The organism is Streptomyces sp. CA-243310 (assembly GCF_050936775.1).
In the GTDB taxonomy this organism is placed as follows: Bacteria; Actinomycetota; Actinomycetes; order Streptomycetales; family Streptomycetaceae; genus Streptomyces.
In genome coordinates this window covers 2,104,599-2,127,700 of the sequence record NZ_JBNJMF010000001.1, presented here as the reverse complement: position 1 = coordinate 2,127,700, position 23,102 = coordinate 2,104,599, and the positions used below count along the sequence as shown (strand labels likewise).

At 73.3% G+C, this 23,102-nt stretch carries 22 protein-coding genes; 5 read left to right on the top strand and 17 right to left on the bottom strand.

Features of this window, described 5'->3' with window-relative positions; translation table 11 throughout:
- Positions 1 to 18: 18 nt before the first annotated feature.
- The 5 genes from ACQEVM_RS09805 to ACQEVM_RS09785 are packed head-to-tail and all read right to left on the bottom strand — an operon-like array spanning position 19 to position 5,825.
- Entirely contained in the window at positions 19 to 1,029 is a 1,011-nt protein-coding gene (locus ACQEVM_RS09805; RefSeq protein WP_433076982.1) for an ABC transporter ATP-binding protein, read from the bottom strand.
- The gene (locus tag ACQEVM_RS09800) at positions 1,029 to 2,030 is read right to left on the bottom strand and encodes an ABC transporter ATP-binding protein (protein ID WP_433076979.1); all 1,002 of its coding nucleotides are present in this window, start codon (positions 2,028 to 2,030) and stop codon (positions 1,029 to 1,031) included. Before ACQEVM_RS09800 ends, ACQEVM_RS09805 begins: the two co-directional genes overlap by 1 nt.
- On the bottom strand, positions 2,030 to 3,016 hold the full coding sequence (locus ACQEVM_RS09795; protein ID WP_433076976.1) for an ABC transporter permease: 987 nt from the start codon (positions 3,014 to 3,016) through the stop codon (positions 2,030 to 2,032). The genes ACQEVM_RS09800 and ACQEVM_RS09795 overlap by 1 nt, the downstream gene beginning before the upstream one ends.
- Positions 3,013 to 4,047, bottom strand: coding sequence for an ABC transporter permease (locus ACQEVM_RS09790; RefSeq protein ID WP_433076973.1), 1,035 nt, complete (start codon positions 4,045 to 4,047; stop codon positions 3,013 to 3,015). The genes ACQEVM_RS09795 and ACQEVM_RS09790 overlap by 4 nt, the downstream gene beginning before the upstream one ends.
- Positions 4,048 to 4,079: 32 nt before the next feature.
- Positions 4,080 to 5,825, bottom strand: a complete 1,746-nt coding sequence (locus ACQEVM_RS09785) for an ABC transporter substrate-binding protein (protein WP_433076971.1) — start codon at positions 5,823 to 5,825, stop codon at positions 4,080 to 4,082.
- Between the two features lie 202 nt (positions 5,826 to 6,027).
- Here ACQEVM_RS09785 and ACQEVM_RS09780 point away from each other — a divergent pair, with 202 nt between their 5' ends.
- Positions 6,028 to 6,300, top strand: a complete 273-nt coding sequence (locus ACQEVM_RS09780; RefSeq protein WP_433076968.1) for a DUF6400 family protein — start codon at positions 6,028 to 6,030, stop codon at positions 6,298 to 6,300.
- Positions 6,287 to 6,544, top strand: a complete 258-nt coding sequence (locus ACQEVM_RS09775; RefSeq protein ID WP_433076966.1) for a hypothetical protein — start codon at positions 6,287 to 6,289, stop codon at positions 6,542 to 6,544. The genes ACQEVM_RS09780 and ACQEVM_RS09775 overlap by 14 nt, the downstream gene beginning before the upstream one ends.
- 57 nt (positions 6,545 to 6,601) lie before the next feature.
- On the opposite strand, the gene ACQEVM_RS09770 is transcribed toward ACQEVM_RS09775, so the two are convergent.
- From ACQEVM_RS09770 to ACQEVM_RS09730, 9 genes are all read right to left on the bottom strand, one after another.
- Positions 6,602 to 7,312, bottom strand: coding sequence for a GntR family transcriptional regulator (locus ACQEVM_RS09770; protein ID WP_433076964.1), 711 nt, complete (start codon positions 7,310 to 7,312; stop codon positions 6,602 to 6,604).
- 55 nt (positions 7,313 to 7,367) lie between these two features.
- A complete protein-coding gene (locus ACQEVM_RS09765) occupies positions 7,368 to 8,285 on the bottom strand; it encodes an ornithine cyclodeaminase family protein (protein ID WP_433079905.1) in 918 nt (305 codons plus the stop codon).
- 23 nt (positions 8,286 to 8,308) lie between these two features.
- Positions 8,309 to 9,346 (bottom strand): proline racemase family protein, encoded by a 1,038-nt coding sequence (locus tag ACQEVM_RS09760; RefSeq protein ID WP_433076962.1) that lies wholly within the window; start codon positions 9,344 to 9,346, stop codon positions 8,309 to 8,311.
- On the bottom strand, positions 9,343 to 10,347 hold the full coding sequence (locus tag ACQEVM_RS09755; RefSeq protein WP_433076960.1) for a proline racemase family protein: 1,005 nt from the start codon (positions 10,345 to 10,347) through the stop codon (positions 9,343 to 9,345). The genes ACQEVM_RS09760 and ACQEVM_RS09755 overlap by 4 nt, the downstream gene beginning before the upstream one ends.
- Before the next feature lie 17 nt (positions 10,348 to 10,364).
- Positions 10,365 to 11,282 (bottom strand): dihydrodipicolinate synthase family protein, encoded by a 918-nt coding sequence (locus ACQEVM_RS09750; protein WP_433076957.1) that lies wholly within the window; start codon positions 11,280 to 11,282, stop codon positions 10,365 to 10,367.
- A gap of 90 nt (positions 11,283 to 11,372) precedes the next feature.
- Complete coding sequence (locus ACQEVM_RS09745) at positions 11,373 to 12,827, bottom strand: NAD(P)/FAD-dependent oxidoreductase (RefSeq protein WP_433076955.1); 1,455 nt, start codon at positions 12,825 to 12,827, stop codon at positions 11,373 to 11,375.
- Positions 12,808 to 13,185: a (2Fe-2S)-binding protein gene (locus ACQEVM_RS09740; RefSeq protein ID WP_433076953.1), complete on the bottom strand. Its 378-nt coding sequence runs from the start codon at positions 13,183 to 13,185 to the stop codon at positions 12,808 to 12,810. Before ACQEVM_RS09740 ends, ACQEVM_RS09745 begins: the two co-directional genes overlap by 20 nt.
- Positions 13,182 to 14,354, bottom strand: a complete 1,173-nt coding sequence (locus tag ACQEVM_RS09735; RefSeq protein WP_433076951.1) for an NAD(P)/FAD-dependent oxidoreductase — start codon at positions 14,352 to 14,354, stop codon at positions 13,182 to 13,184. The genes ACQEVM_RS09740 and ACQEVM_RS09735 overlap by 4 nt, the downstream gene beginning before the upstream one ends.
- A 92-nt stretch (positions 14,355 to 14,446) precedes the next feature.
- A complete protein-coding gene (locus ACQEVM_RS09730; RefSeq protein WP_433076949.1) occupies positions 14,447 to 16,870 on the bottom strand; it encodes a collagenase in 2,424 nt (807 codons plus the stop codon).
- Positions 16,871 to 17,057: 187 nt separating this feature from the next.
- Here ACQEVM_RS09730 and ACQEVM_RS09725 point away from each other — a divergent pair, with 187 nt between their 5' ends.
- Complete coding sequence (locus ACQEVM_RS09725) at positions 17,058 to 18,428, top strand: aminopeptidase P family protein (protein WP_433076947.1); 1,371 nt, start codon at positions 17,058 to 17,060, stop codon at positions 18,426 to 18,428.
- A gap of 38 nt (positions 18,429 to 18,466) precedes the next feature.
- Here the strand turns inward: ACQEVM_RS09725 and ACQEVM_RS09720 are convergent, their stop codons facing one another.
- The 3 genes from ACQEVM_RS09720 to ACQEVM_RS09710 form a co-directional block, all read right to left on the bottom strand.
- Positions 18,467 to 18,838 carry a hypothetical protein gene (locus ACQEVM_RS09720; protein ID WP_433076945.1) on the bottom strand — a complete coding sequence of 124 codons (372 nt, stop codon included), beginning with the start codon at positions 18,836 to 18,838 and terminating at the stop codon, positions 18,467 to 18,469.
- 143 nt (positions 18,839 to 18,981) lie between these two features.
- On the bottom strand, positions 18,982 to 19,380 hold the full coding sequence (locus ACQEVM_RS09715) for a RidA family protein (RefSeq protein WP_433076943.1): 399 nt from the start codon (positions 19,378 to 19,380) through the stop codon (positions 18,982 to 18,984).
- Positions 19,377 to 20,498, bottom strand: a complete 1,122-nt coding sequence (locus ACQEVM_RS09710) for an acyl-CoA dehydrogenase family protein (RefSeq protein WP_433076941.1) — start codon at positions 20,496 to 20,498, stop codon at positions 19,377 to 19,379. The genes ACQEVM_RS09715 and ACQEVM_RS09710 overlap by 4 nt, the downstream gene beginning before the upstream one ends.
- A gap of 181 nt (positions 20,499 to 20,679) precedes the next feature.
- On the opposite strand from ACQEVM_RS09710, the gene ACQEVM_RS09705 reads away from it, so the two are divergent.
- Positions 20,680 to 22,290 (top strand): AMP-binding protein, encoded by a 1,611-nt coding sequence (locus ACQEVM_RS09705; RefSeq protein WP_433076939.1) that lies wholly within the window; start codon positions 20,680 to 20,682, stop codon positions 22,288 to 22,290.
- A 4-nt stretch (positions 22,291 to 22,294) separates the two neighbouring features.
- On the top strand, positions 22,295 to 23,095 hold the full coding sequence (locus ACQEVM_RS09700; protein WP_433076937.1) for a PaaX family transcriptional regulator: 801 nt from the start codon (positions 22,295 to 22,297) through the stop codon (positions 23,093 to 23,095).
- Positions 23,096 to 23,102: the final 7 nt, after the last annotated feature.

The window sequence follows — 23,102 nt, the reverse complement described above, 5'->3', positions numbered from 1 at the left end:
CCTTCCCTGGGATCCCCGTCAGTCACCCGGGAAGTGACAGGCCACCTCTCGCGAGGCGGCGGACCGGAGCACGGGCCGCTCCGCCCGGCAGATCTCCCGCGCCTTCGGGCACCTCGGGTGGAAGGCGCAGCCGTCTGGCGGGGCGGCCGGGCTCGGCGGGTCGCCGAGCAGCACGATCCGCTCGCGCCGCCGCTCGGCGGCCGGGTCCGGCAGCGGCACCGCGGACAGCAGGGCCCGGGTGTAGGGGTGCTGGGGGCTTTCGTACAGGGCGCGCTTGTCGCCGATCTCCACGATCCGGCCCAGGTACATGACGGCGACCCGGTCGCTGATCCGCTTGACGACGGAGAGGTCGTGGGCGATGAACACGTACGCCAGGTCCAGCTCCGCGCGCAGCCGCTCCAACAGGTTGACGATCTGGGCCTGTACGGAGACGTCCAGGGCGGAGACGGGCTCGTCCGCGATGACCAACCGGGGGCCGGTGGCCAACGAGCGGGCGATGCCGACGCGTTGGGCCTGACCACCGGAGAACTCGTGCGGGTAGCGGTCGACGTGTTCGGGGACGAGGCCGACGAGTTCCATCAGCTCGACCGCCCTGCGCCGGGCGTCGGCCGCCGACCAGCCCTGCACGAGCAGCGGGTCGGAGATGATCCGGGCCACCGTCTGGCGGGGGTTGAGGGAGGAGTGCGGATCCTGGAACACCATCTGGAGGCTGCGCCGCAGGGGCCGAAGGGCGCCCTGGGAGAGCCGACTGATGTCCCGGCCGTCGAAGACGACACTGCCCGAGGTGGGCTCCAGCAGCCGTACGAGCATCCGGCCGGTGGTGGACTTCCCGCAGCCCGACTCGCCGACCAACCCGAGGGTCTCGCCCGCCGCGAGGTCGAAGGAGATCCCGTCGACGGCGCGCACGGGCGCCCCCCGGCGCCCGGTCACCGATCGCCTGCCGGGGAAGGTCATGGTCAGGTCGCGTACGGACAACAGGGTGTCCGCGGCGGCGTCCGCGGTCGTGGGCGTGGTGGTGGGCGTGGCCATCAGGCCACCTCCTTCGCGTGCCGGGCCCCGGTGTGGTGGCAGGCCACCGTCCGCCCGCCGGCGTGGGGCACGGGTTCCGGTCGTACTTCCGTGCACAGCGCGGTCGCCATCGGGCAGCGGGGGGCGAAGGCACAGCCCGGCGTCGGGGTCGCGGGCGAGGGCGGGGAGCCGGCGATGGCCCGCAGCGGGGCGTCGTCCGGGTCGTCGAGCCGGGGCAGCGAGTCCAGCAGCCCGCGGGTATAGGGATGGGCGGGGTCGGCGAACAGCGCGTCCACGCCCGCCCGTTCGGCGACCCGGCCGCCGTACATGACGAGCACCTCGTGGGCGACGCGGGCCACCACCCCCAGGTCGTGGGTGATCATCACGACGCCGAGGCCCCGGTCCTGCTGGAGCCGGGCGATCAGCTCCAGGATCTGGGCCTGCACCGTGACGTCGAGCGCGGTCGTCGGCTCGTCGGCGATCAGCAGGTCCGGTTCGCAGGCCAGGGCCATCGCGATCATGGCGCGCTGACGCATGCCCCCGGAGAACTGGTGCGGGTACTCCCCCGCCCGCCGGGCCGGTTCGGGGATGCCGACCTCGCCGAGCATGTCGACCGCCCGTTTGCGGGCGGCGGCCCGCCCGGACCGCAGGTGCACGCGGACGTGCTCGGCGATCTGCTCACCGACGGTGTAGTACGGGTGCAGGCTGCTCAGCGGGTCCTGGAAGATCATGGCCATCCGACGGCCGCGGATCCGGGACAGCCGTTTCTCGGACATCCCGGTGAGTTCCTGCCCGTCGAGGGCGACGGATCCGCCGACCTCCGCGCCGCGGTGCAGACCCATGACGGCGAGCGAGGTGACGGACTTGCCCGAGCCCGACTCCCCGACGATGCCGAGGGTGCGGCCGGCCTCGACGGTGAAGCCGAGCGAGTCGACGGCCCGTACGGTCCCGCGCGGGGTGGTGAACGTGACGCGCAGATCGCGGACTTCCAGCAGGGGTGGCGGTGGTGCGGGGGCGTCCATCAGTACCTCACCCTCGGGTCGACGACGGCGTACAGGAGGTCCACGGCGAGATTGGCGAGGACGATGAAGAAGGCGGCGAGCAGGGTGACTCCCAGGACCACGGGCTGGTCGGAGCTGACGAGCGCCCCGTAGAACAGCCTCCCGACACCCGGGAGTCCGAAGATGGACTCGGTGATGACGGCGCCGGCGAGGAGTCCGCCGAGGTCCATGCCGAAGATGGTGAGGATGGGGGTCATCCCGGAGCGCAGCCCGTGTTTGACCACGACGGTGCGTTCGGGCATCCCCTTGGCGCGGGCGGTGCGGATGTACGGCTCGGCCATCGCCTCGATCATCGAACCCCGGCTCTGGCGGGCGTACATGGCGGCGTAGAGCAGGGCGAGCGCGGTCCAGGGCAGGAGCAGGTTGGAGGCCCAGCCGAGCGGGTCGTCGGCGAGGGCCCGGTAGGTCGGGTAGGGCAGCAGTCCCGCGACGCGGATGACCCCGAAGATCAGCATCACCGAGGTGAAGTAGACGGGCAGCGAGGCGGCGGCGACGGCGCCGACCATGAGCGTCCTGTCGGTGGCGGTGTCCTTGCGCAGGGCGGCGGTGACCCCGGCGCCGAGACCGAGGACGAGCCACAGGACGGCCGCGCCGACGGCGAGGGAGGCGGAGACGGGGAGCCGGTCCATCAGCAGGTCCCAGACGGGCAGGGAGTTCTCGTACGAGTAGCCCAGGCAGGGGAAGTCGCAGCGGACGGCGTACTGCCCGGTGCCGAGGGTGCGGCCGGTGAAGATGCCGGCGAGGAAGTGGACGAAGCGACTCCAGACGGGCTGGTCGAGGCCGAGGTACGCGCGGACGTCGGCCAGTCGTTCGGGGCCGCAGGTCTTGCCGCAGGCCGCGGCGGCCGGGTCGGACGGCAGGACCTGGAAGATGACGAAGGTGACGGCGGCGATGGCGAGGAGCACGCCCGCGAGGGCGAGCAGCCGGCGTGCCAGGTAGAGGATCACGTCCGTCCGCCCCTCGGGTCGAGGATGTCGCGCAGGGCGTCGCCGAGCAGGGTGAAGGCGAGGACCGCGAGGAAGAGGAAGACGCTCGGGATGACGAAGTACACGGGGTCGGTCTCGTAGTAGGCCACGGACTCGGCGATCATCTGGCCCCAGGACGGGGTGGGCGGGCGGACCCCGACACCGAGGTAGCTCAGGGCGGCCTCGGTGCTGATCATTCCGGGGATCAGCAGGGTGGTGTAGGCGATGACCGGCCCGGCGACGCCCGGCAGGACGTCGCGGGTCAGGATGCGCCAGGAGCCGGCGCCTGCGACGCGGGCGGCGTCCACGTACTCGCGGTGCTTGAGGGAGAGGGTCTGGCCCCGGACCACGCGGGCGACGCCGGGCCAGCCGAAGAGGCCGATGACGGTGGTCATGAGCACGATCCGGTTGACGTCCTTGGCCACCGAGAGCATGGCGATCATGAAGATCAGGGACGGGAAGGACATGGTGAGGTCCATCAGGCGGGAGAGCACCGCGTCGACGCGTCCGCCGAAGTAGCCGGCGACGATCCCGGCGGCCGTGCCGACGGCCACCACGATGGCGGTGGCGGCGAAGGCGATCAGGAGGGAGACCTGGGCGCCGGCCACGACGCGGGCGAACAGGTCGCGGCCGGTGACGGGTTCGACGCCCAGCCAGTGCGCGGAGCCGATCCCGCCGAAGGAGCCGAGGGGTTGGCCCGCGAGGTAGGGGTCGATGGCGGACTTGTCGAACTCGTTCGGGGACCAGCCGCCGAGCGAACCCAACCAGGGGGCTCCGACGGCCATCAGGACGAAGAGGAGGACGACGCAGAGGCTGACGCGGACGGTGGGGCGACGACGGAGTTCGCGTCGGGCGAGCTGCCAGGGGCTGCTGCCCGGGGAGACGTCCTTGGTCGGGGCGGCGGCGGGTCGGGGGGCGGCGGGGCCGGGGTCGGTGAGCCGGGAGGCGGCGGATCGGGACTCGGCGGGTTGGGATGCGGCGGGTTGGGATGCGGCGACTCGGTTGTCGGTCATGGCTCGACGGGCTTCCGGGTGTCCGTCGGGCCTCAACCCCGGCTCTTGGAGGGGTCCTTGAGGCCGATCGCGGCGTAGTCGACGGTGCCGGTCCACACCGGGTGGCCGAAGGCGCCCGCGATGTTGGTGCCGATGAGCAGGGGCTTGCGCTCCAACAGGACGGGAACGGACGGGGACTTCTTCATGATCTCCGCGTCGAGTGCGATCCAGGCCCGTTCGGCCTGCCCGGCGTCGGCCATGGCGTTGATCTCGTCGATCCGCTTCATCGTCGCCTCGTCGCGGAACTGGCTGTAGTTGCCCTGGTTGCCCTTCTCCTTGACGGTGCGTCCGTCGAAGACGAAGGGGATCCAGGTGGAACCGGAGGGGTAGTCGGGGCACCAGCCCGCGAGGGTCATGTCGGGGGTGGTGGAGAGGTCGCCGATGACGTCGTAGTACGCGCCCGGGTCGATCGTGTCGATGACGACCTCGACGCCCGCCCGGGAGAGGCCCTGTTGGATGGCCTCGGCCTTGCCCTTGTCACCGGTGGAGACGGCGAGGGACACCTTCAGCTTCTCCTTGCCCGCGGCCTTGAGGAGCTCCTTGGCCTTGGCCGGGTCGCCGGCGGGCGGGATCTGGAGGGTGTCGGCCTGTCGGCCGCCGGAGAGGGCCGGGGGCAGGTAGGCGGTGGCCCGCTCGTTGAGGGCGGGGCCGCCGCCGGCCGTGACCACGGCCTCCTTGTCGACCGCGTACTGCATGGCCTCGCGGACCCGGGGGTCGTCGAAGGGGGCGCGGGAGTTGTTGAGGTGGAGCATCTCCGTACAGCCCTGGGACTCGGCGAGCAGTCGGGCCTTGACGTCCGCCTTGGGCAGGACCTTCGGCGCGCTCTCGGGCCGCATGTCGGAGTACTGGACGGCGGAGGCGTCGGCCCCCTCCCCGGCGATGATGCGGTCGTCGATCTGGCCGCCCTTGAGGCCCATCACGACGACGAAGCGGTCGGGGTAGGCCTTGCGGACGGTGTCGGTGCGGGCGTCCCAGTGCTCGTTGCGGACCAGGACCAGCTTCTTGTCCCGGTCGTACGACTCGATCTTGTAGGGGCCGGAGGAGAAGGGGCGGGCGTCGTAGCCGGTGCCCGTCTCCTTGGACCGGGGTACGGGCGCGAAGGTCGGCAGGGTGGCGGTGGCGGAGAAGTCGGCCACCGGGCGCCCCAGTTCGAAGACGATCGTGCGGTCGTCGGGCGTCTTGATCGAGTCGAGGTGTTGCCCTTGGAGCGGGCCCTTGTACTTCTCGCCGCCGGCCAGGTACCGGGCGGCGTAGTCGGGTCCGCCGGTGAGGTCGGGGGCGAAGGAGCGCTCGACGTTGTACTTGACGTCCTGGGCCCGGACGGGGGTTCCGTCCTCGTACTTGACGCCCTCCTTGAGGGTGAAGGTCCAGGTTCTGCCGCCGTCGGACGGGGTGCCGAGGTCGGTCGCGAGGTCGGGGACCAACTCGCTTCCGGCCTTGCCGGGTTCGGCCTTGAAGGTGACGAGCGTGCGGTAGAGCAGGCGGGTGCCGAAGTCCATGGTCGGCATCGTCCAGTTGCGGGCCGGGTCGAGGTGGGAGAAGTCCTGGTTGGACAGGACGGTCAGGGTGCCGCCCTTGGTCGGGGTGCCGCCGAGCGTCTTGCCCTCGTTGGCGGCGGCGGGGTTGGCGGCGGGGCCGCCGGCGGAGCCCTTGCCGCCGGCGTCGGAGCAACCCGAGGCGCCGACGGCGAGTGCCGCCACCAGAGCGGTGGCGAGGGCGAGTTGGGTGCGCTTGGTCATGGGTCACTCCAGTGAGGGGCACTCTCTACGATGTGACCGGTAACATAGTAATGTGAAATTGCACTGACAAGGGTTCGGTCACGCCGTTACCCAGCCGTGCTCAAAGGGCGTCGACAACGGACCCTCCGGGGGCCGCCGACCCGTTGTGACATGCCCCACCCCCTCTTGCCGCGAGAAGGAAGGGTTACCTAAGTTCGACCGTATGCCCCCACATGACCCCACCCCCACCAACGGCCCGGACGACCCGGCGCTCGTCGGATTCGACGTCGACCTCACCTCGCACGAGGTGCTCCGGCGGGCGCACGTCCTGGACGCCCTCGGCGACGACTGGGATCCCGTCGAGGTGCTCCGCGGCGAGGAGGCGGCCTACGACCTGCTGTACTCCGGCCTCGACGAGGAGCAGCAGCGCGTGCACGACCGGCTCGTGGCCGCCGGTGTGCTCTCCCCGCGCGGGGGCGGCCGTGCTGCCGCTTGACCCGCAGGCGGATCCCGGACGCCGCGCCTGGGTGCCCTGCCCGAGCTGCGCGGACGACCGCGACTGCGCGCCGTGCGGGCAGGGACGGACCTGTTCCGCCCACTGGCGCTACCTGCTCTCCAACAACGGGAGCCTGCTCCACCTCCAGTGCCCGGCCTGCGCCCACCTCTGGGCGCACGAGAGCGGCTTCGGCGCCACCCGCTCCCTGTGGAGCCGGGTCACCGGCGACCGCTCGCGCCCCTGACCCCCACGGGTTCGGGAGGGGCCGGCCCGCGAGGGCGGACCCCCCGGACGGGCCGCCTCAGACGCCGGAGCCGAGCCGACCCGGTGTGCGTCCCACCGGCTCGTCGCGGCCCTGTGCCCAGAGGGAGCGCACGTGGCCGAGGTGGCGGACCATGCACGCCTGGGCGGCCTCGGCGTCGCCGCTGATCATGAGGTCGAGCAGTTCGACGTGTTCCTCGGCGGAGGAGACCAGCTTCCCCGCCTCGTCCAGGCCGGTCAGGCCGTAGAGCCGGGAGCGCTTGCGCAGGTCGCCGACCGTCTCGACGAGGCGGTCGTTGCCGGAGAGGGCCAGCAGGCCCAGGTGGAAGCGACGGTCCGCCTCCAGGTAGCCGATGAGGTTGTGCTCCCGGGCGCTGGTGACGATCTCCAGCGCGATCGGGCGCAGCGCCTCCAGTTGCTCGGGGGTGGCGATCTCGGTGATCCGGCCGATGGTCGGCACCTCGATCATGGTGCGCAGTTCGGTGTACTGGTCGAGGTCGCGTTCACTGACCTCGGTGATCCGGAAGCCCTTGTTGCGGACCGGTTCCACCAGGCCCTCGCGGGCCAGGTCGAGCATGGCCTCGCGCACCGGGGTGGCCGAGACGCCCAGCTCGGCGGCGAGACCGGGGGCGGAGTACACGCTCCCGGGGCGCAGTTCACCCGCTATCAGGGCTGCTCGCAGGGCATGGCCGACCTGGTCCCGAAGTCGTTCCTGGGCCTTGATGAGACTGTGCTGCTTCAGGTCACCCATTGCGTTTTCCTCCGAGACCACTACACCAGCGGCGAGCAGAGGCCAGCGTACAATGTCACGTTGCGCCGCTCGCCCCGGCGGCCCGGAACAGGGCGACCGCCACGGCGAGATCCTCCCAGGCCATGCCCACGCTCTTGAAGAGTCGCGGGGCGTCCGCCCGGCCCGGCGGCGGGACGCGTCCCGCGACCAGGTCGGCCAGGGTGCCCGCGACGTGACCGGGCCCCAGGAGGCCCTCCGCCTCCGGGATCAGCAGGTCCCCCGCCTCGCGCAGGGCCGCCGCGCGCGACTCCACGTACACGATCGCGCGCCGCACCAGGGCGCTGTCCGTCTCCCGGGCGTCCGGCTCGTGGGAGCCGACGGCGACGACGGTGGCGCCCGGGGCGACGAGCCGGCCGTCGAAGAGGGGTGTGCGGGCCGTGGTGCAGCAGACGATCAGGTCGGCCTCCGCCACCGCGGACGCCGTGCCCGTCCGGGCCGTGATCCCGAGGGAGCGGGCGTGCGCGACCAGTTTCGCGGCGCCGGCCGGGTCGCGGGCCACCACCACGACCTTCGCCGTCCCCCGCTCGGCGAGGACGGCTTCGAGGTGTCCGTACGCCTGTGGACCCGACCCGAAGAGGACCGTGTTCGGTGGCCCCTCTCCCCGGGCCAGGTGCCGCAGCGCGAGCGCCGACACCGCCGGGGTGCGCAGGGCGGTCAGGGCGGCCCCGTCGAAGAGGGCGAGCGGGCGCAGTGTGGACCCGTCGAGGAGCAGGTACGAGCCGGTGATCCGGGGCAGCTCGCGCGCCGGGTTCCCGGGGGCCACCCCGGCGACCTTCACGCCGGCGTACCCCCCGAACGCGGCCGGCATCAGCAGCAGCTCCCCGCCGGGCACGGGCAGGGCGGTGCGGGGCGGGCAGGCCTCGGGGTCGAGCCCGGCCCGCAGCGCGTCGGCGAGGGCGTCCGCCGCACCGGTCGGGGTGAGGAGCGCGGCCATCCGCGCGGCGGACCACTGGGGGATCACAGCAGGAACCCGGTACCCAGGTCGTCGTGCGGGTCGACGGTGAAGGTGTGTTCGCCGGTGCGGTGGGCGGTGCCGGTGACCTCGGTGACCGGGGCGTCGGGGGCGGTCCCGGGCACGAGCCGGCCGGTGAACTCCGTTCCCACGATGGATTCGTGCAGCAGTTCCTCCCCCGGGCGCAGCCGCCCGTCCTGGGCCAGCAGCGCGAGCCGGGCCGAGGTCCCGGAGCCGCAGGGCGAGCGGTCGACCTGCCCGTCGGCGAAGACGGTGACGTTGCGCTGGTGCGGTCCGCGGGGGGTGTCCGGCAGTTCCTCGTGGAGGATCACCCCGTACACCCCGGAGAGCAGCGGTCCGTCGGGGTGCCAGGTGCCGGGGTGGGTGGCGAGGGCGGCCCTGATCTCCCGTCCGGTGCGGACCAGTTCGGGCAGCGCCGCGCGGGAGACGTCCAGCCCGAGGTCGCGTGCCCGGACGGTGGCGTAGCAGGCGCCCGCGTGCGCGAGGTCCACCTCGACCGGGCCCAGGGTGGTGGCCACCGGGACCTTGCGGGCGCCGATCCGGGCCGGGACGTTGCGGAAGGTGATCCCGGTGGTGCGGGCCGCCTCGCGGTGCACGGTGACGGTGACCCGTCCGGAGGGCACGTCGATGCGGACCTGTGCGTCACCGGTGTCCGGGGCGGGGACCCGGCCGCTGTCCACGGCCCAGGCGCCGAGGGCCATGGCGCCGTGCCCGCAGGCCGTGGAGTAGCCGTCCTTGTGCCAGAACAGCACCCCGAAGTGGGCGCCGTCGTCGTCCGGGGGCACCACGAACCCGCCGTACATGCCCGCGTGCCCGCGCGGTTCCCGCACCAGCAGGCGCCGTACGTCGTCCAGCGCGCCCCGGCGCGGTGCCGTCCCGGAGCCGCCGGGCCCGATGGCGGTGGCGCAGCGCTCGGCGACGGTGTCCCCGGGGATCGGCGGGAGGCCGTCGCCGACGATGCGGAAGGGTTCGCCGCCGGTGTGGTAGTCGACGGCGTGGACCGGGCGGGGCGCGGTGATCACAGGAGGAACCCTCCGGGGAAGGGGTCGGACGGGTCGAGGAAGTACTGGGCGGTGCCCGTGATCCACGCCCTGCCCGTGACGGTGGGGACGACGGCCGGGAGTCCGCCGACGGTGGTCTCCCCGATCAGCCGACCGGTGAACTCGGTCCCGATGAAGGACTCGTTGACGAAGTCCGCGCCCTGTTCCAGCAGGCCGCGGGCGTGCAGTTGGGCCATGCGCGCGCTGGTGCCCGTGCCGCAGGGCGAACGGTCGAACCAGCCGGGGTGGATGGCCATGGCGTGGCGGGAGCGGCGGGCGTCGGATCCGGGGGCGGCGAGGTAGACGTGTTTGACGCCGGCGATGGAAGGGTCCTCGGGGTGGACGGGCCGGTCGTCCGAGGCGTTGACGGCGTCCATGACGGCGAGCCCGGCGGCGAGCAGTTCGTCGCCGCGGGCGCGGTCGAAGGGGAGCCCGAGGGCGTCGAGTTCGACGAAGGCGTAGAAGTTGCCCCCGTAGGCGAGGTCGTGGGTGACGGTGCCGTAACCGGGGACCTCGACCTTCAGGTCGAGGCCGACGGCGAAGGCGGGGACGTTGGTGAAGGTGGCGGACAGGGCGGCGCCGTCCTCGACCCGGACGTCCACGCTCACCAGCCCGGCCGGGGTGTCGAGGCGGACGGTGGTGACCGGTTCGACGGCCGGCACCATGCCGGTCTCGACGAGCACCGTGGCCACCCCGATGGTGCCGTGTCCGCACATGGGGAGCAGGCCCGACACCTCGATGTAGAGCACGCCGAAGTCGGCGTCGGGTCGGGTGGGGGGCTGGAGGATCGCGCCGCTCATCGCGGAGTGTCCGCGCGGCTCGTACATGAGCAGCGTGCGGACGTGGTCGAGGTGCTCGATGAAGTGCAGCCGTTTCTGCGCCATCGTGGCTCCGGGGATCACCCCGACACCGCCGGTGATCACGCGGGTCGGCATGCCCTCGGTGTGCGAATCGACCGCGTGGTAGATGTGTCGCGTACGCATGTGGACTCCCGACGGGGCTAGTTGAGGCCTTCGGCGAGGGCCTTCTCGGTGGCGGCCCGGACCGCCGCCTCGGTCTCGCCGGTCAGCGGCAAGCGGGGCGGGCGGGTGGCGCCACCGGGGCGGCCGGCCAGGTCCATGGAGAGTTTGATGGCCTGGACGAACTCGATCTTCGAGTCCCAACGCAGCAGGCTGTGAAGGGACTTGTAGAGGGGAAGTGCGGTGTCGAGGTCGCCCGTGACGGCGGCCCGGTAGAGGGTGGCGCAGGAGCGGGGCAGGGCGTTGGGGTAGCCGGCGATCCAGCCGACGGCTCCGGCGAGGGCGAGTTCGAGGAGCACGTCGTCGGCTCCGACGAGCAGGTCGAGTCCGGGGGCGAGTTCCGCGATCTCGTAGGCGCGGCGGACGTCGCCGGAGAACTCCTTGACGGCGACGATGCTGCCGTCGGCGTACAGCCGGGCCAGCAGGGTCGGGGTCAGGTCCACCTTGGTGTCGACGGGGTTGTTGTAGGCCACGACGGGCAGGCCCGCGCGGGCGACCTGGGCGTAGTGCTCCCGTACGGCCCGCTCGTCGGCGCGGAAGGCGTTGGGGGGCAGCAGCAGGACGGAGCCCGCGCCCGCCTCGGCGGCCTGGTCGGCCCAGCGGCGGGCCTCGGCGCTGCCGTAGGCGGCGACGCCGGGCATGACCCGCTCGCCGTCGCCGGCCGCCTCGACGGCCGTACGGACGACCCGGGCGCGCTCCTCGTCGGTGAGGGTCTGGTACTCCCCGAGGGAGCCGTTGGGGACGACGCCGTCACAGCCGTTGGCGATCAGCCAGGCCACGTGTTCGGCGTAGGCGTCGTGGTCGACGGTCAGATCGTCGCGCAGGGGCAGCGCGGTGGCGACCATGATTCCGTGCCAGGGGCGGGTGCGGGCGGGCGCGGGGGTGTGCGCGTGGGTCATGAGAGCTCCCTAGTGTGGTGTGTGACATTTTACTAGTGGGCGCAGGAGGCCCACAAGGGTCCCGGGATCCCGGATCGGGGTCGATCAGCCTCAGGTCGTCCCTTTCGGATCTTGCCCGGCGCGGGTCCGGCAGGATCCGGAAGAGACGGCCTGGTCGTCGGACAGTTCGGCGAGCCGGCGCAGCGGGACCGGGCAGGACAGCGGCCTGCGGTCCGGGTCCGGGTCCCGCCCCGCGAGGGCGGCGACGGCCGGGCCGCACATCCGGCCCTGGCACCAGCCCATCCCCGCCCGGGTGAGCAGTTTGACGGTACGGGCGTCCCCCGCGCCCAGATCGCGCACCGCCTCGCGGATCGGGCCGACGGGCACCTCCTCGCAGCGGCACACCTCGGTGTCCTCCCGCAGCCATCCGGTCCACCCCGCACCCGGACGGTGGGCCGCGCCCATCGCCTCGGCGAACGCCCGCAGCCGCGCACGCTGTCGGCCGAGCGCGGCGGGGACGGGCCGGCCGGCGATCGTGTGGGCCGCGATCTCCCCTTCCACCAGGGCCAGTCGAGCGCCGCCGATGCCCCCGGTCTCCCCCGCCGACCAGACGCCGGGCACCGAGGTCCGCTGCCGCGCGTCCACCTCCAGGGCGACGGCGCCGTCCGCCCCGAGCCGGGTGGCGCAGCCCAGGCCGGTCGCCAGTTCCAGTTGCGGCACCAGCCCGTGGCCCACGGCAAGGGCATCGCAGGGGACGCGGCGGCCGGTGCCGGGCACCGGTCGCCACTGCCGGTCGAGTCGGGCCACGGTCACCGCCTCGACCCGGTCGGCGCCGTGCGCCTCGGTGACGGCGTGCCGGGTGAGCAGCCGGATCCCGTGCCGCAGCATGGCCCCGCCGTACGTGGCGGCCTCGCCGAGCTTGCCGGGGTTGCGCAGCAGTGCGGGGAGCCGTCCGGCGTACGCGGTGTAGGCGGCGGCCTCCACCACCGCCGCGACGGTGGCGCCGGCCGCCGCGAGGGACCCGGCCACGGCGAGCAGCAGCGGCCCGCTCCCGGCGACGACGATCCGCCGGCCCGGCAGCACGAGCCCGCCCTTGAGCATGGCCTGCGCACCGCCGGCCCCGATCACCCCGGGCAGTGTCCAGCCGGGGAAGGGCAGTTGACGCTCGAAGGCGCCGGTGGCGAGGAGCACGGCGCGGGCCCGGACGGCGACGGCCTCCTCCTCGGGACCGGCGACGGCGTGCAGCAGCAGCTCGGTTCCGGCGGGGACGACGGTCCACACGTGGTGGAGCGGGAGGTGGGTGATCCGGCCCGCCGACGCGTGGGCGCGCAGGGCGGCCTCGCGGGTGGCGAAGGCGGCCCAGTCATGGTGCAGGACCTCGGGGCGGGTCGCGCCGAGGTCGGGTGCGGGGCGCCGGTAGTACTGGCCGCCCGGCCGCTCCCCCGCGTCCAGCAGGGTGACGCGCAGCCCGAGGTCGGCGGCCGTGACGGCGGCGGCGAGCCCTGCGGGGCCCGCTCCGACGACGGCGAGGTCGCAGGGCGCGCCGTCAGACGCCGAGTTCGGCACGGCCGGTCCCTTCCTGGGTGGTGACGGTGTCCCCGGGGCGGGCCGGGGTCAGGCAGGCGCGCCGGTTCGGGCGCCCGTTGACGGTGACGAGGCAGTCGTGGCAGCTCCCGATCCCGCAGAACACCCCGCGCGGTGCGCCGTTCCCCCGGGTGGTGCGCCAGGCGAGGACGCCCGCGCCCCAGAGGGCGGCGGCGATGCTCTGGCCCGCGCTCGCGGGCAGTTCGCGGCCGTCGAAGCGCAGGACGTACGTGGCCCGGGGCGCGCCGCCGACCAGGTCGCGGGGCGAGCGGACGGGGCCGCGGAACAGCCGGCGCAGGGGGCCGCGCGGCGGGCGGTCGGGATCGGTGGTGCCGGTCATCGCCTGGTCTCCTTCGGTTCGCCGGTGGCGGGGCGGCCGAACCGGTCCGGGCGGAACGGGCGCGGGTCCAGCGGGGGTTCGCTCCCGGTCAGGGCCGCGGCGATCAGCAGCCCGGTGGCCGGCGCAAGGCCGATGCCGGCGCCCTCGTGGCCGCAGGCGTGCAGCAGCCCTGGGGCCCGGGGGTCGGGGCCGATCGCCGGGAGGTGGTCGGGCAGGTAGGGCCGGAAGCCGTGGTAGGTCCGCAGCACCCGTACGTCGGCCAGTACCGGGAACAGCGCCGCCGCCTGCGCGGCGAGCCGGCCCAGCGCCCGCGTGGACAGGCCCCGTTCGAAGCCGACCCGCTCCCGGGTCGCCCCGATGAGCACCGGCCCCGAGGGGGTGCCCTCGACGACCGCCGAGGACTGGAGGGCCGCGGAGCCGCTGGCCACGTCCGCGATGTAGTCGGCGGCGTACACCTTGTGCCGGACCACCCTCGGCAGCGGCTCGGTCACCAGGACGAAGCCCCGGCGCGGCAGCACCGGCAGGGTGGTCCCGGCCAGTGCGGCGATCCTCCCGCCCCAGGTGCCGGCGGCGTTGACGACGGCCGGCGCCCGCAGCTCCCGGCGGTCGGTGCGCACCCCGCACACCCGGCCGCCCTCCGTGAGCAGCCCGGTGACCTCCTCGCCGAGGTGGATCCGGGCGCCGGAGGCGGCGAGCAGTCGCGCCGCGGCCTGCGCGGGGTGGACCTGGGCGTCCTGCGGGTAGTGGAAGCCGCCCGCCTGCCCCGGGGCCAGGTGGGGTTCCAGCTCGCGCAGTTCCCCCGGTCCCACCTCGACGGCGTCGACGCCCGCGCCGCGTTGGCCCCGGGCGAAGGCGCGCAGGGCCTTCAGGGTGGTGTCGTCCGGTGCGACGACCAGTCCGCCCTTGGCCTCGTACTCCACGGCGTCCGGGAGGACCTCGGCGAGTTCGCGCCACAGCCTCGCCGACAGCAGGGCCAGGTCGAGTTCGGGCCCGGCCTCCTTGTCGGAGACGAGCAGGTTGCCCTCGCCGGCGCCGGTGGTGCCCCCGGCCACGGGGCCGCGGTCCACGACGGCCACGGAGAGTCCGGCGCGGCCGGCGTGGTACGCGCACGCGGCGCCGACGACGCCGGCGCCGATGACGACGACGTCCAGGGAGTGTCTCTGGGGCACGGCAGTAATATGTCACATTCTTCATAGGGTGCCTAGGCACTCCGGGGCCGGTCCCGCCCCCCGTTCACGACGGGACCGACCACCGGCGTCGGTCAGTCGCGCAGCGGTCCCTCACAGCTGTAGGGGGAGGTCCCCGCGACCTTGTTGGTCCAGATCTCCACCGGGCCGAAGGAGCAGTTCATGTCGGCCAGGTTGTTGGAGGCCGCGCCCGCCCGGTCGAGGAGGAAGTAGTCCACCGTCTCGGACATGTCCTTGAAGTTCTGGTCGTCGTTGCGCCAGTTCTTCAGGTTCGCGGTGATCCGGCCGGTGCACGTGAACCGGCGCTTGCCGGGCTCGCCGTTCTCCACGCAGTCCGGGGTGTTGTACGTGGCCGTCGCGAAGGTCGACTTCACCGAGGCGAGCGCGGAGTCGCGCAGCCGGTCGTTGGCGGTGAAGGTGGTGTTCGGCACGTACAGCTGGTCCACCTTGGCGATCTGCGCGTCCAGGAAGCGGTTGTAGTCGCGCTGGAGGTAGGTGTCCGCGCCGGTCCGGTGGCGCCAGGCGTCGTACGCGGCGACGTCGTCGCCCCGCAGGTGGGTGTACATCTCGCGCAGCAGCATGGGCTTCTCGGTCCACAGGAACTCGAAGAAGGTGCCGGCGTAGCTGTAGAAGCGGAAGCCGTCGCCGTCGTAGGTGGCGTTGAGCAGCTGCTCCACCGTCATCCGGGGGCCGCCGCCCGCCGTGTCGGCGATGACGCTCTTGACCAGGGACTTGCGCACGGCGATGCCGTTGTCCCGGGTGGCTCCGTCGAAGAACTCGGCCGTGCCCTCGTCCATGGCGGTCGTGCGGTCGCCCTCGTACCAGGGGCCCTCGCCGAAGAAGCCGGGGACGGCGTAGCGGCCGTTGAGGTAGTGCGTGTACTCGTGGCGGAACAGCTCCTCCAGCGTGAGGGAGGAGTCCTGGGGGACGCGACGCTGGTAGGTGTAGAAGGTGGCGCCGTTCTCGATGTAGATGCCGCCGTTGTTGGTGCCGTAGCCGGTGAGGATGGGGTGGTAGTTCTCGTAGTCGGCGCGGGAGGCGTACAGCACGATGTTCAGCGTGGTGTTGGGGTCGCCGGCGAGCGGCTGTTCGGTGCCGAGCACCCGGTGGTACTGGGACTTGACCTGCTTGCTCGCGTAGTAGAGCTGGTCGACCGTGGCCCGGTCGAGGGCGGTGCGGACCTTGATGGCGCCGTTGTCGTAGGAGTACGTGTAGGGGAAGAGCTGCTTCTCGATGTCCTCCTTGCACACCCCGTACGGCTTGCACGCCTCGTAGAAGTTGAGCCAGGAGACGATCTTGGCCCACTGCTCGCTGCCGTTGCCGAAGCCGGACCGGACCGGTTCCAGCAGGGCGCCGAGGTCGGCGACGACCTGGCTCTTGAGGGCGTCGATCTGGCCGAAGCGGCCGTACTCGCCGAGCGCGTCGCGGGCCACCCACGCGTTGCCGCCGCCCTTGAGGTGGACGTAGCCGCCGAAGGCCTTGAAGGCGGCGCGGTAGGCCGGGTCGGCGGAGACCGCGGCCTGGAAGGCGGCGTCCTGGTTGCCCGGGTAGACGCCGAGGTAGTTGACGGAGAGCGCCGCGAGGGCCGCGCCGCCCCAGGAGGCGTCCTGGCTGGTCGCGGGGTGCGCCGGATCCATGGTGGCGAGCACCTTCTTGATCAGGCCGAGTTGGTGCTGTCGCAGGCCGGGGGCGCTCGCGGCGTAGAGGGCCTCGCGCAGGGTGCGGGCGTTGGTCGGGGTGGCGTCGAAGGTGCGGGCGGCGGCGCCGAAGTCCGCGACGGCGCGGCGCATGGCGTCGACGGTCGGGGCGTCGGTGACGTCGATCTCGTCGCGGGAGTAGTCGTGGTAGGCGACGGCGTGCAGGTAGGTGAACATCTCCTCCAGGTGTGAGGAGTTGCGGCCGTCGTGGGCGGCGGCCGCGGCGGATATCCGGCGGGACACGGCCTGGACGTGGGCGTCGGACATGACCGGCGCGAGGCGGGCGTCCCAGGTCCAGATCAGGCCGCGCAGACAGCCGTCGGCGAGGACGGCCGGGTCGCCGAGGAAGTCGGCGAAACGTTCCGGCGAAAGGCCGGTGATCCCGTCGAGGGTGCAGGGGACGGCGACGGCCTGGTTCCGGGTGGTGGGCGCGGCCTGGGCGGTGGCCGCCTTGCGACTCCTCTCCGACCGCTCGCCGGCCGAGGCGGAGGCCGCGTCGAGGGGCTTCGTGGCGGGGCGCGCGGCGCCGGGGATCGCGCCCGTGTCGACCGCGAGGCCGCCGGGGGCGGTGGCGGGGGCCGGTACGGGCTCCCGGGCGTCGGCAAGGCGGTCGACCTCGTCGAAGGGGTTCGGCGCGGCGGCGCCGGGGGCGCCCGCGGCGGGGGCGCCGGCCGCGAAGGTCGCGGGAACCGTCGCGCCGTTCTCGGCCGCCCGGGTCACGGCCTGCCCGGCGGAGGCGAGGAGCGTGACCGCGACGGCGGCGGAGAGGAGAGACGTACGCACAGCTCTGTGCTGGGACACCGAGAACTCCTGGTGGGGAGGGGAGGTGGGGGAAGTGGTGCGCGAACTGCCTGCGGTGAACTGCCCTGCGTCACACGGCGTTTGACGGGGATTAACGTGCCGCGGTGTGAGCTGTAACATAGTAATGTGAAATTGCACTGACAAGACCTGTGCGACCACCAGTTCGCTTCTTCTGCAGGGAGCCCCCGTGACCGACACCCCCTCCGGCCTCCGCGTCGGCAGCCACGATCTGCCCGTCTCGCCGGAGTTGTCCCGCTTCATGGCCGCCGACTGGACGGCCACCCCGCTCCCCGACCGGGGCCTCGCGCCGGCATCCGCCGTCACCCCGGCCCGCCGCGCCCGACTCTCGGCTCGCTTCCCGGGCGAGCGACTCATCGTCCCTGCGGGCGAGTTGAAGGTCCGCTCCAACGACTGCGACCACCGCTTCCGGCCCCACAGCGCGTACGCCTGGCTGACCGGCCTGACCGGCGAGGACCAGGTGGGTCACGTGCTGGTGCTGGAACCCTCCGGTGCGCACGGGCACGAGGCCGTGCTGTACCTGCGACCCCGGTCGCCGCGCGCCGACGGCAACGAGGAGTTCTACCGGGACCGCCGGTACGGGGAGTTCTGGGTGGGGCGCCGCCCCGACCTGGCGGAGACCGAACGGCTGACCGGACTGCGCTGCGCCCACCTGGACACGCTCGGCTCACCGCCGGCCCGCGACGCCTCCCGCGATCCCGAACTCGCCTCCGCGCTTTCGGAGTTGCGTCTGGTCAAGGACGCCTGGGAAGTCGAGCAGCTGCAACGGGCGGTGGACCACACCACGGCCGGGTTCGAGGACGTCGTACGCGCACTGCCGCGCGCGTTGGCCCATCCGCGCGGGGAGCGCTGGATCGAGGGGGTCTTCGGCCTGCGCGCCCGGGCGGAGGGGAACGGCACCGGCTACGAGACGATCGCCGCGTCCGGCGCCCACGCCTGCGTCCTGCACTGGATCCGCAACGACGGCCGCCTGAACCGCGACGAACTGCTGCTGCTGGACGCGGGCGTCGAGACGGACACCCTCTACACGGCGGACATCACCCGCACCCTCCCCCTGTCGGGCCGGTTCTCGCCGGTGCAGCGCCAGGTGTACGAACTGGTCCTGGCCGCACAGGACGCGGGGATCGCGGCGTTGCGCCCGGGCGCGGGCTTCCGCGACTTCCACCGGGCCGCGATGCGGGTGATCGCGGAGGGGCTCGCCGAGTGGGGCGTCCTGAAGAACGCGGCGGGCGACCTGCACCGGCGCTACACCCTCTGCGGCAGCGGGCACATGCTGGGACTGGACGTCCACGACTGCGCGAAGGCGCGGGCCGACACCTATCCGGACGGCACATTGGAGGAGGGGCAGGTGCTCACCGTGGAGCCGGGTCTGTACTTCCAGCCCGACGACGAGACCCTGCCGGCGGAGCTTCGCGGCATCGGCGTCCGCATCGAGGACGACCTGGTGGTCACCGCGCAGGGCGCCCGACTGATGTCGGGCGCCCTGCCGAGGTCCGTGGCGGACGTCGAGGAGTGGATGGGCCGCCTCCTGGCGGGGTGAACGGGCGCCCCGGTCACCGGGGCGGGGACGGGCGGCGGCTAGTGGTTCCAGTTGTTCCGGTAGCCGCTGTCGTGCCAGTTGCCGTCGTACCCGTGGCCGCCGTCGTGCCAGTCGTCGTTCCAGCCGCCGTTGTTCCAGCCGCCGTCGCGCCACCCGTTGTCGCGCCACCCGTCGTTCCAGTTGCTCCAGTTGTTCCAGTTCGGGTCGTAACTGGCGTCGCGCCAGTTGCCTTCGTTGCGACCGCTGTCGTCCCAGCACCAGCCCGGCCGGTAGTTGCCGCGTGCGGGGTCGCAGCAGGCGGACCACTCTCCGTACCGCGAGTCGGAACACCAGTCGGTCTGCGGAAGGCTTTTTGTCGCGAGACTTGTTGTCGCGAGACTTGTTGTCGCGAAGGCGCCACTGACGGGCATCAGACCGAGCGTGAGCCCGGCCGCCCCTGTCACGGCTGCCGCAACGAACCCACGGCGCATGTCCATGCACCTCCGAGTGTTGGTGGCGAAGCATGCCAAAACGGTCTTATCCACATTCCCCCGGGTTTGGGTCGCTGTCAAAATCACGGCAGGACGGCGATGCCGTCGAGCTCGACCAGCGCCTCCTCGTCCCAGAGTCGGACCACGCCGACGACGGCCATCGCCGGATAGTCCCGCCCCGCCAACCGGCGCCAGATGCGGCCCAGTTCACCGGCGTGCTCCCGGTACGAGGCCACGTCCACCGCGTAGACGGTGACCCGGGCCAACCCCCCGGGGGTACCGCCGGCCGCCGCCAGGGCGGCCAGCAGGTTGGACAGCGCCCGCTCGAACTGTTCCGGCAGGCTCTCGCCCACGACCTTGCCGGAACCGTCCAGCGCGGTCTGGCCCGCCAGGAAGACGAGCCGGCCGCCCGTCATGGCCACGGCGTGCGAGAAGCCGGTCGCCGGGGAGAGCTCCTGCGGGTTGTGGCGTTCCAGGCTCATCCCGCCACCTCCCGGTAGAGCTCCTTCGCGATGATCGTGCGCTGCACCTCGCTGGCCCCCTCGTAGATCCGCGGCGCCCGCACCTCCCGGTACAGGTGCTCCAGCAGGTGCCCCCGCTGGAGGGCGACGGCCCCGTGCAGTTGGACCGCGTGGTCCACGACGTACTGGGCGGTCTCGGTGGCCAGCAGCTTCGCCATGGCCGCCCGCCGCGGGACCTCCGGCGAGCCGCTGTCGTAGGCGGAGGCGGCCGCGTAGACCAGCAGGCGGGCCGCCTCCACGCGGGTCGCCATCTCCGCCACCCGGTGCGCGACCGCCTGGAGGTCGGCGAGGACCCCGCCGAAGGCGGCCCGGCCGGCCGTGTGCGCCAGGGTCGCGTCGAGCGCCGCCCGCGCCATGCCGACGGCGAAGGCGCCGACACTCGGCCGGAACCGGTTGAGGGTGTCCATCGCGACCCGGAAGCCGCGCCCCGGCTCCCCCAGCACGTCCTGCGGCCCGACCGGCACCCCGTCGAAGGCCAGGGCGCCGATCGGGTGCGGGGACAGCATCTCCAGGGCCTCGCCCGTCAAGCCGGGCCGGTCGGCGGGCACCAGGAAGGCCGTGATCCCCCTGGAGCCCGAGCCCTCACCCGTTCGGGCGAAGACGGTGTAGAAATCCGCCTCCGGGGCGTTGGAGATCCAGCGCTTCTCCCCGCGCAGCCGCCATCCCTCGCCGTCCCGCTCGGCGGCCAGGGTCAGCGCGGCCGCGTCCGAGCCGGCCGCCGGCTCGCTCAGCGCGAACGCCGCCACGAGCCGGCCCGCCCGCACACCGGGCAGCCAGCGCTCCCGCTGGGCCGGGCTGCCGGCGCTCAGCACCGGGTGGGCGCCCAGGCCCTGGAGGGCGAGCGCCGTCTCCGCCTCCGTACAGCCGTAGGCGAGGGATTCCCGCAACAGGCACAGGTGCAGGGCGCCGGAGGTGAACACCCGCTCCAGCAGGCCCTCTTCACCCAGTGCCGCGAGCAGGGGGCGGTTCACCCTGCCCGCCTCCCCCTTCTCGGCCAGCGGTCTCAGCCGCTCGGTCGACAGCGCGCGCAACCGCCCGCACCATTGCTCGTCTTCCGCTTCGAGCGCGAATCCGGTCATCCGAATGTCCCCGCATCTATCGCGTCCTGTTGACTGCCGTCACCATCACGATACGCTCGTGTTGCCCACGCACGGACAGCTCCACCCCGTTCGGTTCCACACATTCGGTTCCATACAGCAGGGGCCGGCCCCCCACACCGGGGCCGGACCGTCGCAAGGGGGCGAACCCGCCTTGGAGCTCATGCCTTCCGCTCACGTCGACACCTTTGCCCGTGACCATCTGCCGGCCGCGGACGCCTGGCCGCACCTGCTCTTCGAGTTGCCCGAGCTGGCCTACCCGGACCGGTTGAACTGCGGCGCCGAACTGCTCGACGCCACCATCGACCGGTTCGGACCCGACCGCCCGGCCTTCCGCGACGGCGCCGGCGCGGTGTGGTCGTACGGGGAACTGCGCGAGCGCGTCGACCGGATCGCCCACGTCCTCACGGCCGACCTCGGTGTGGTGCCCGGCAACCGGGTGCTGCTGCGCGGACCCACCGGGCCGTGGCTCGCCGCCTGCTGGCTGGCGGTGATGCGGGCGGGCGCGGTGGCCGTGACCGTGCTGGCCGGACAGCGGTCCCAGGAACTGGCCACGGTGTGCGCGATGGCCCGGGTGGGACACGCGCTGTGCCACGTGGACGCGCTGGACGACCTGGTGAAGGCGGAGGTGCCCGGGCTGCGCGTCACCCCGTACGGCGGGGAGGCCCCCGACGACCTGCTGCGGCTCGTCCAAGGACATACGGAGCCCTTCGAGCCCGTCGAGACCTCCGCGGACGACGTGGCCCTGATCGCCTTCACCTCCGGCACCACCGGGCGCCCCAAGGGCTGCATGCACTTCCACCGGGACCTGCTCGCCGTGGCGGACACCTTCTCCCGCCACGTGCTGCGCCCCCGCCCCGACGACGTGTTCGCGGGCAGTCCGCCGCTCGGGTTCACCTTCGGCCTCGGCGGACTCGTGGTCTTCCCGCTGCGCGCCGGGGCCTGCGCACTGCTGCTGGAGCGGGCGGCCCCGCGCGCGCTGCTGCCCGCGCTGGCCGAGCACCGGGTGACCGTCCTGTTCACCGCGCCCACCGCCTACCGGTCGATGCTCGACACCCTGGGCCCCTACGACACGGGCGCCTACGACCTCTCCGCGTTGCGCCGCTGCGTCTCGGCGGGCGAGAACCTGCCCGCCGCCACCTGGCGGGCCTGGCACGAGCGGACCGGGCTGCGGATCATCAACGGGATCGGCGCCACGGAGCTGCTGCACATCTTCATCTCCGCCGCGGACGAGGACGCCCGGCCCGGTGCGACCGGCCGGGTGGTGCCCGGCTGGCAGGCCCGGGTGGTGGACACGTCCGGCCGGCCGGTGCCGGACGGCGTGCCGGGGCTGCTGGCCGTCCGCGGGCCGGTGGGCTGCCGGTACCTGGCCGACCCCCGGCAGCGGGACTACGTACGGGACGGCTGGAACCTGACCGGAGACACCTACGTACGCGACCCGGAGGGGTACTTCCGTTACGTCGCCCGCGCCGACGACATGATCATCTCCTCGGGCTACAACATCGCCGGTCCGGAGGTCGAGGAGGCCCTGCTGCGCCACCCCGACGTGGCGGAGGCGGCGGTGGTCGGCCGGCCGGACGAACGGCGCGGGCAGATCGTCGTGGCGTACACCGTCCCCCGGGACGGCGCCGTCCTCTCCGAGGACGCGCTGCGGGCGTTCATGCGCGAGGAACTGGCCCCGCACAAGTGCCCGCGCTCGTTCGTCTTCCTGCCCGCCCTCCCCAGGACCGCGACCGGGAAACTTCAGCGGTTCCGGCTGCGCGATCTAGAGTGAACCCGTGGTCGAGCAGCACACTCCGCGATCCCTGATCGTCACGTTCTACGGTGCCTACGGGCGGGCCTTCGAGGGCGCCGTCCCGGTGTCCGCGCTGATCCGCCTGCTGGGCGCGGCCGGCGTGGACGCGCCGTCCGTCCGCTCGTCGGTGTCCCGGCTGAAGCGGCGCGGCTTCCTGCTGCCCGCACGCACCGCCGACGGGGCGGCCGGGTACGAGCTGTCCCCGGAGGCCCGCCTGCTGCTGGAGGACGGCGACCGGCGGATCTACGGGTCCCCGCGCCTGTCGGAGGAGTGGCTGGTCGCGGTGTTCTCCGTACCGGAGCAGGAGCGGCACAAACGCCACCTGCTGCGCTCCCGGCTGGCCCGGCTGGGCTTCGGCTCGGTCGCGCCGGGCGTGTGGATCGCGCCCGCGCACCTGCACGGGGAAACCGGGCGCACGCTGGAGCGGCTGCACCTGACGACGTACGTGGAACTCTTCCGCGGCGCGCACCTGGGTTTCGCCGCGACCTCCGAGGCGGTGGCCCGGTGGTGGGACCTGGCCGCCCTCGCCAAGCAGCACGAGGAGTTCCTGGACCTGCACGAGCCGGTCCTGCGGGCCCTCCAGTCGGGCCCGGCCCCCACCCCCGAGGAGGCCTACCGGGGCTACCTGCTCGCGCTGGACACCTGGCGGCGGCTCCCGTACGCCGACCCGGGGCTGCCCCGCGAGCTGCTCCCGGCGGACTGGCCCGGGGACCGGGCGGCGGCGGTCTTCGCCGAGCTGCACGCCCGGCTGCGGGACGTCGGCGCGGGCTTCGTGGAGTCGTAGCCGCCGG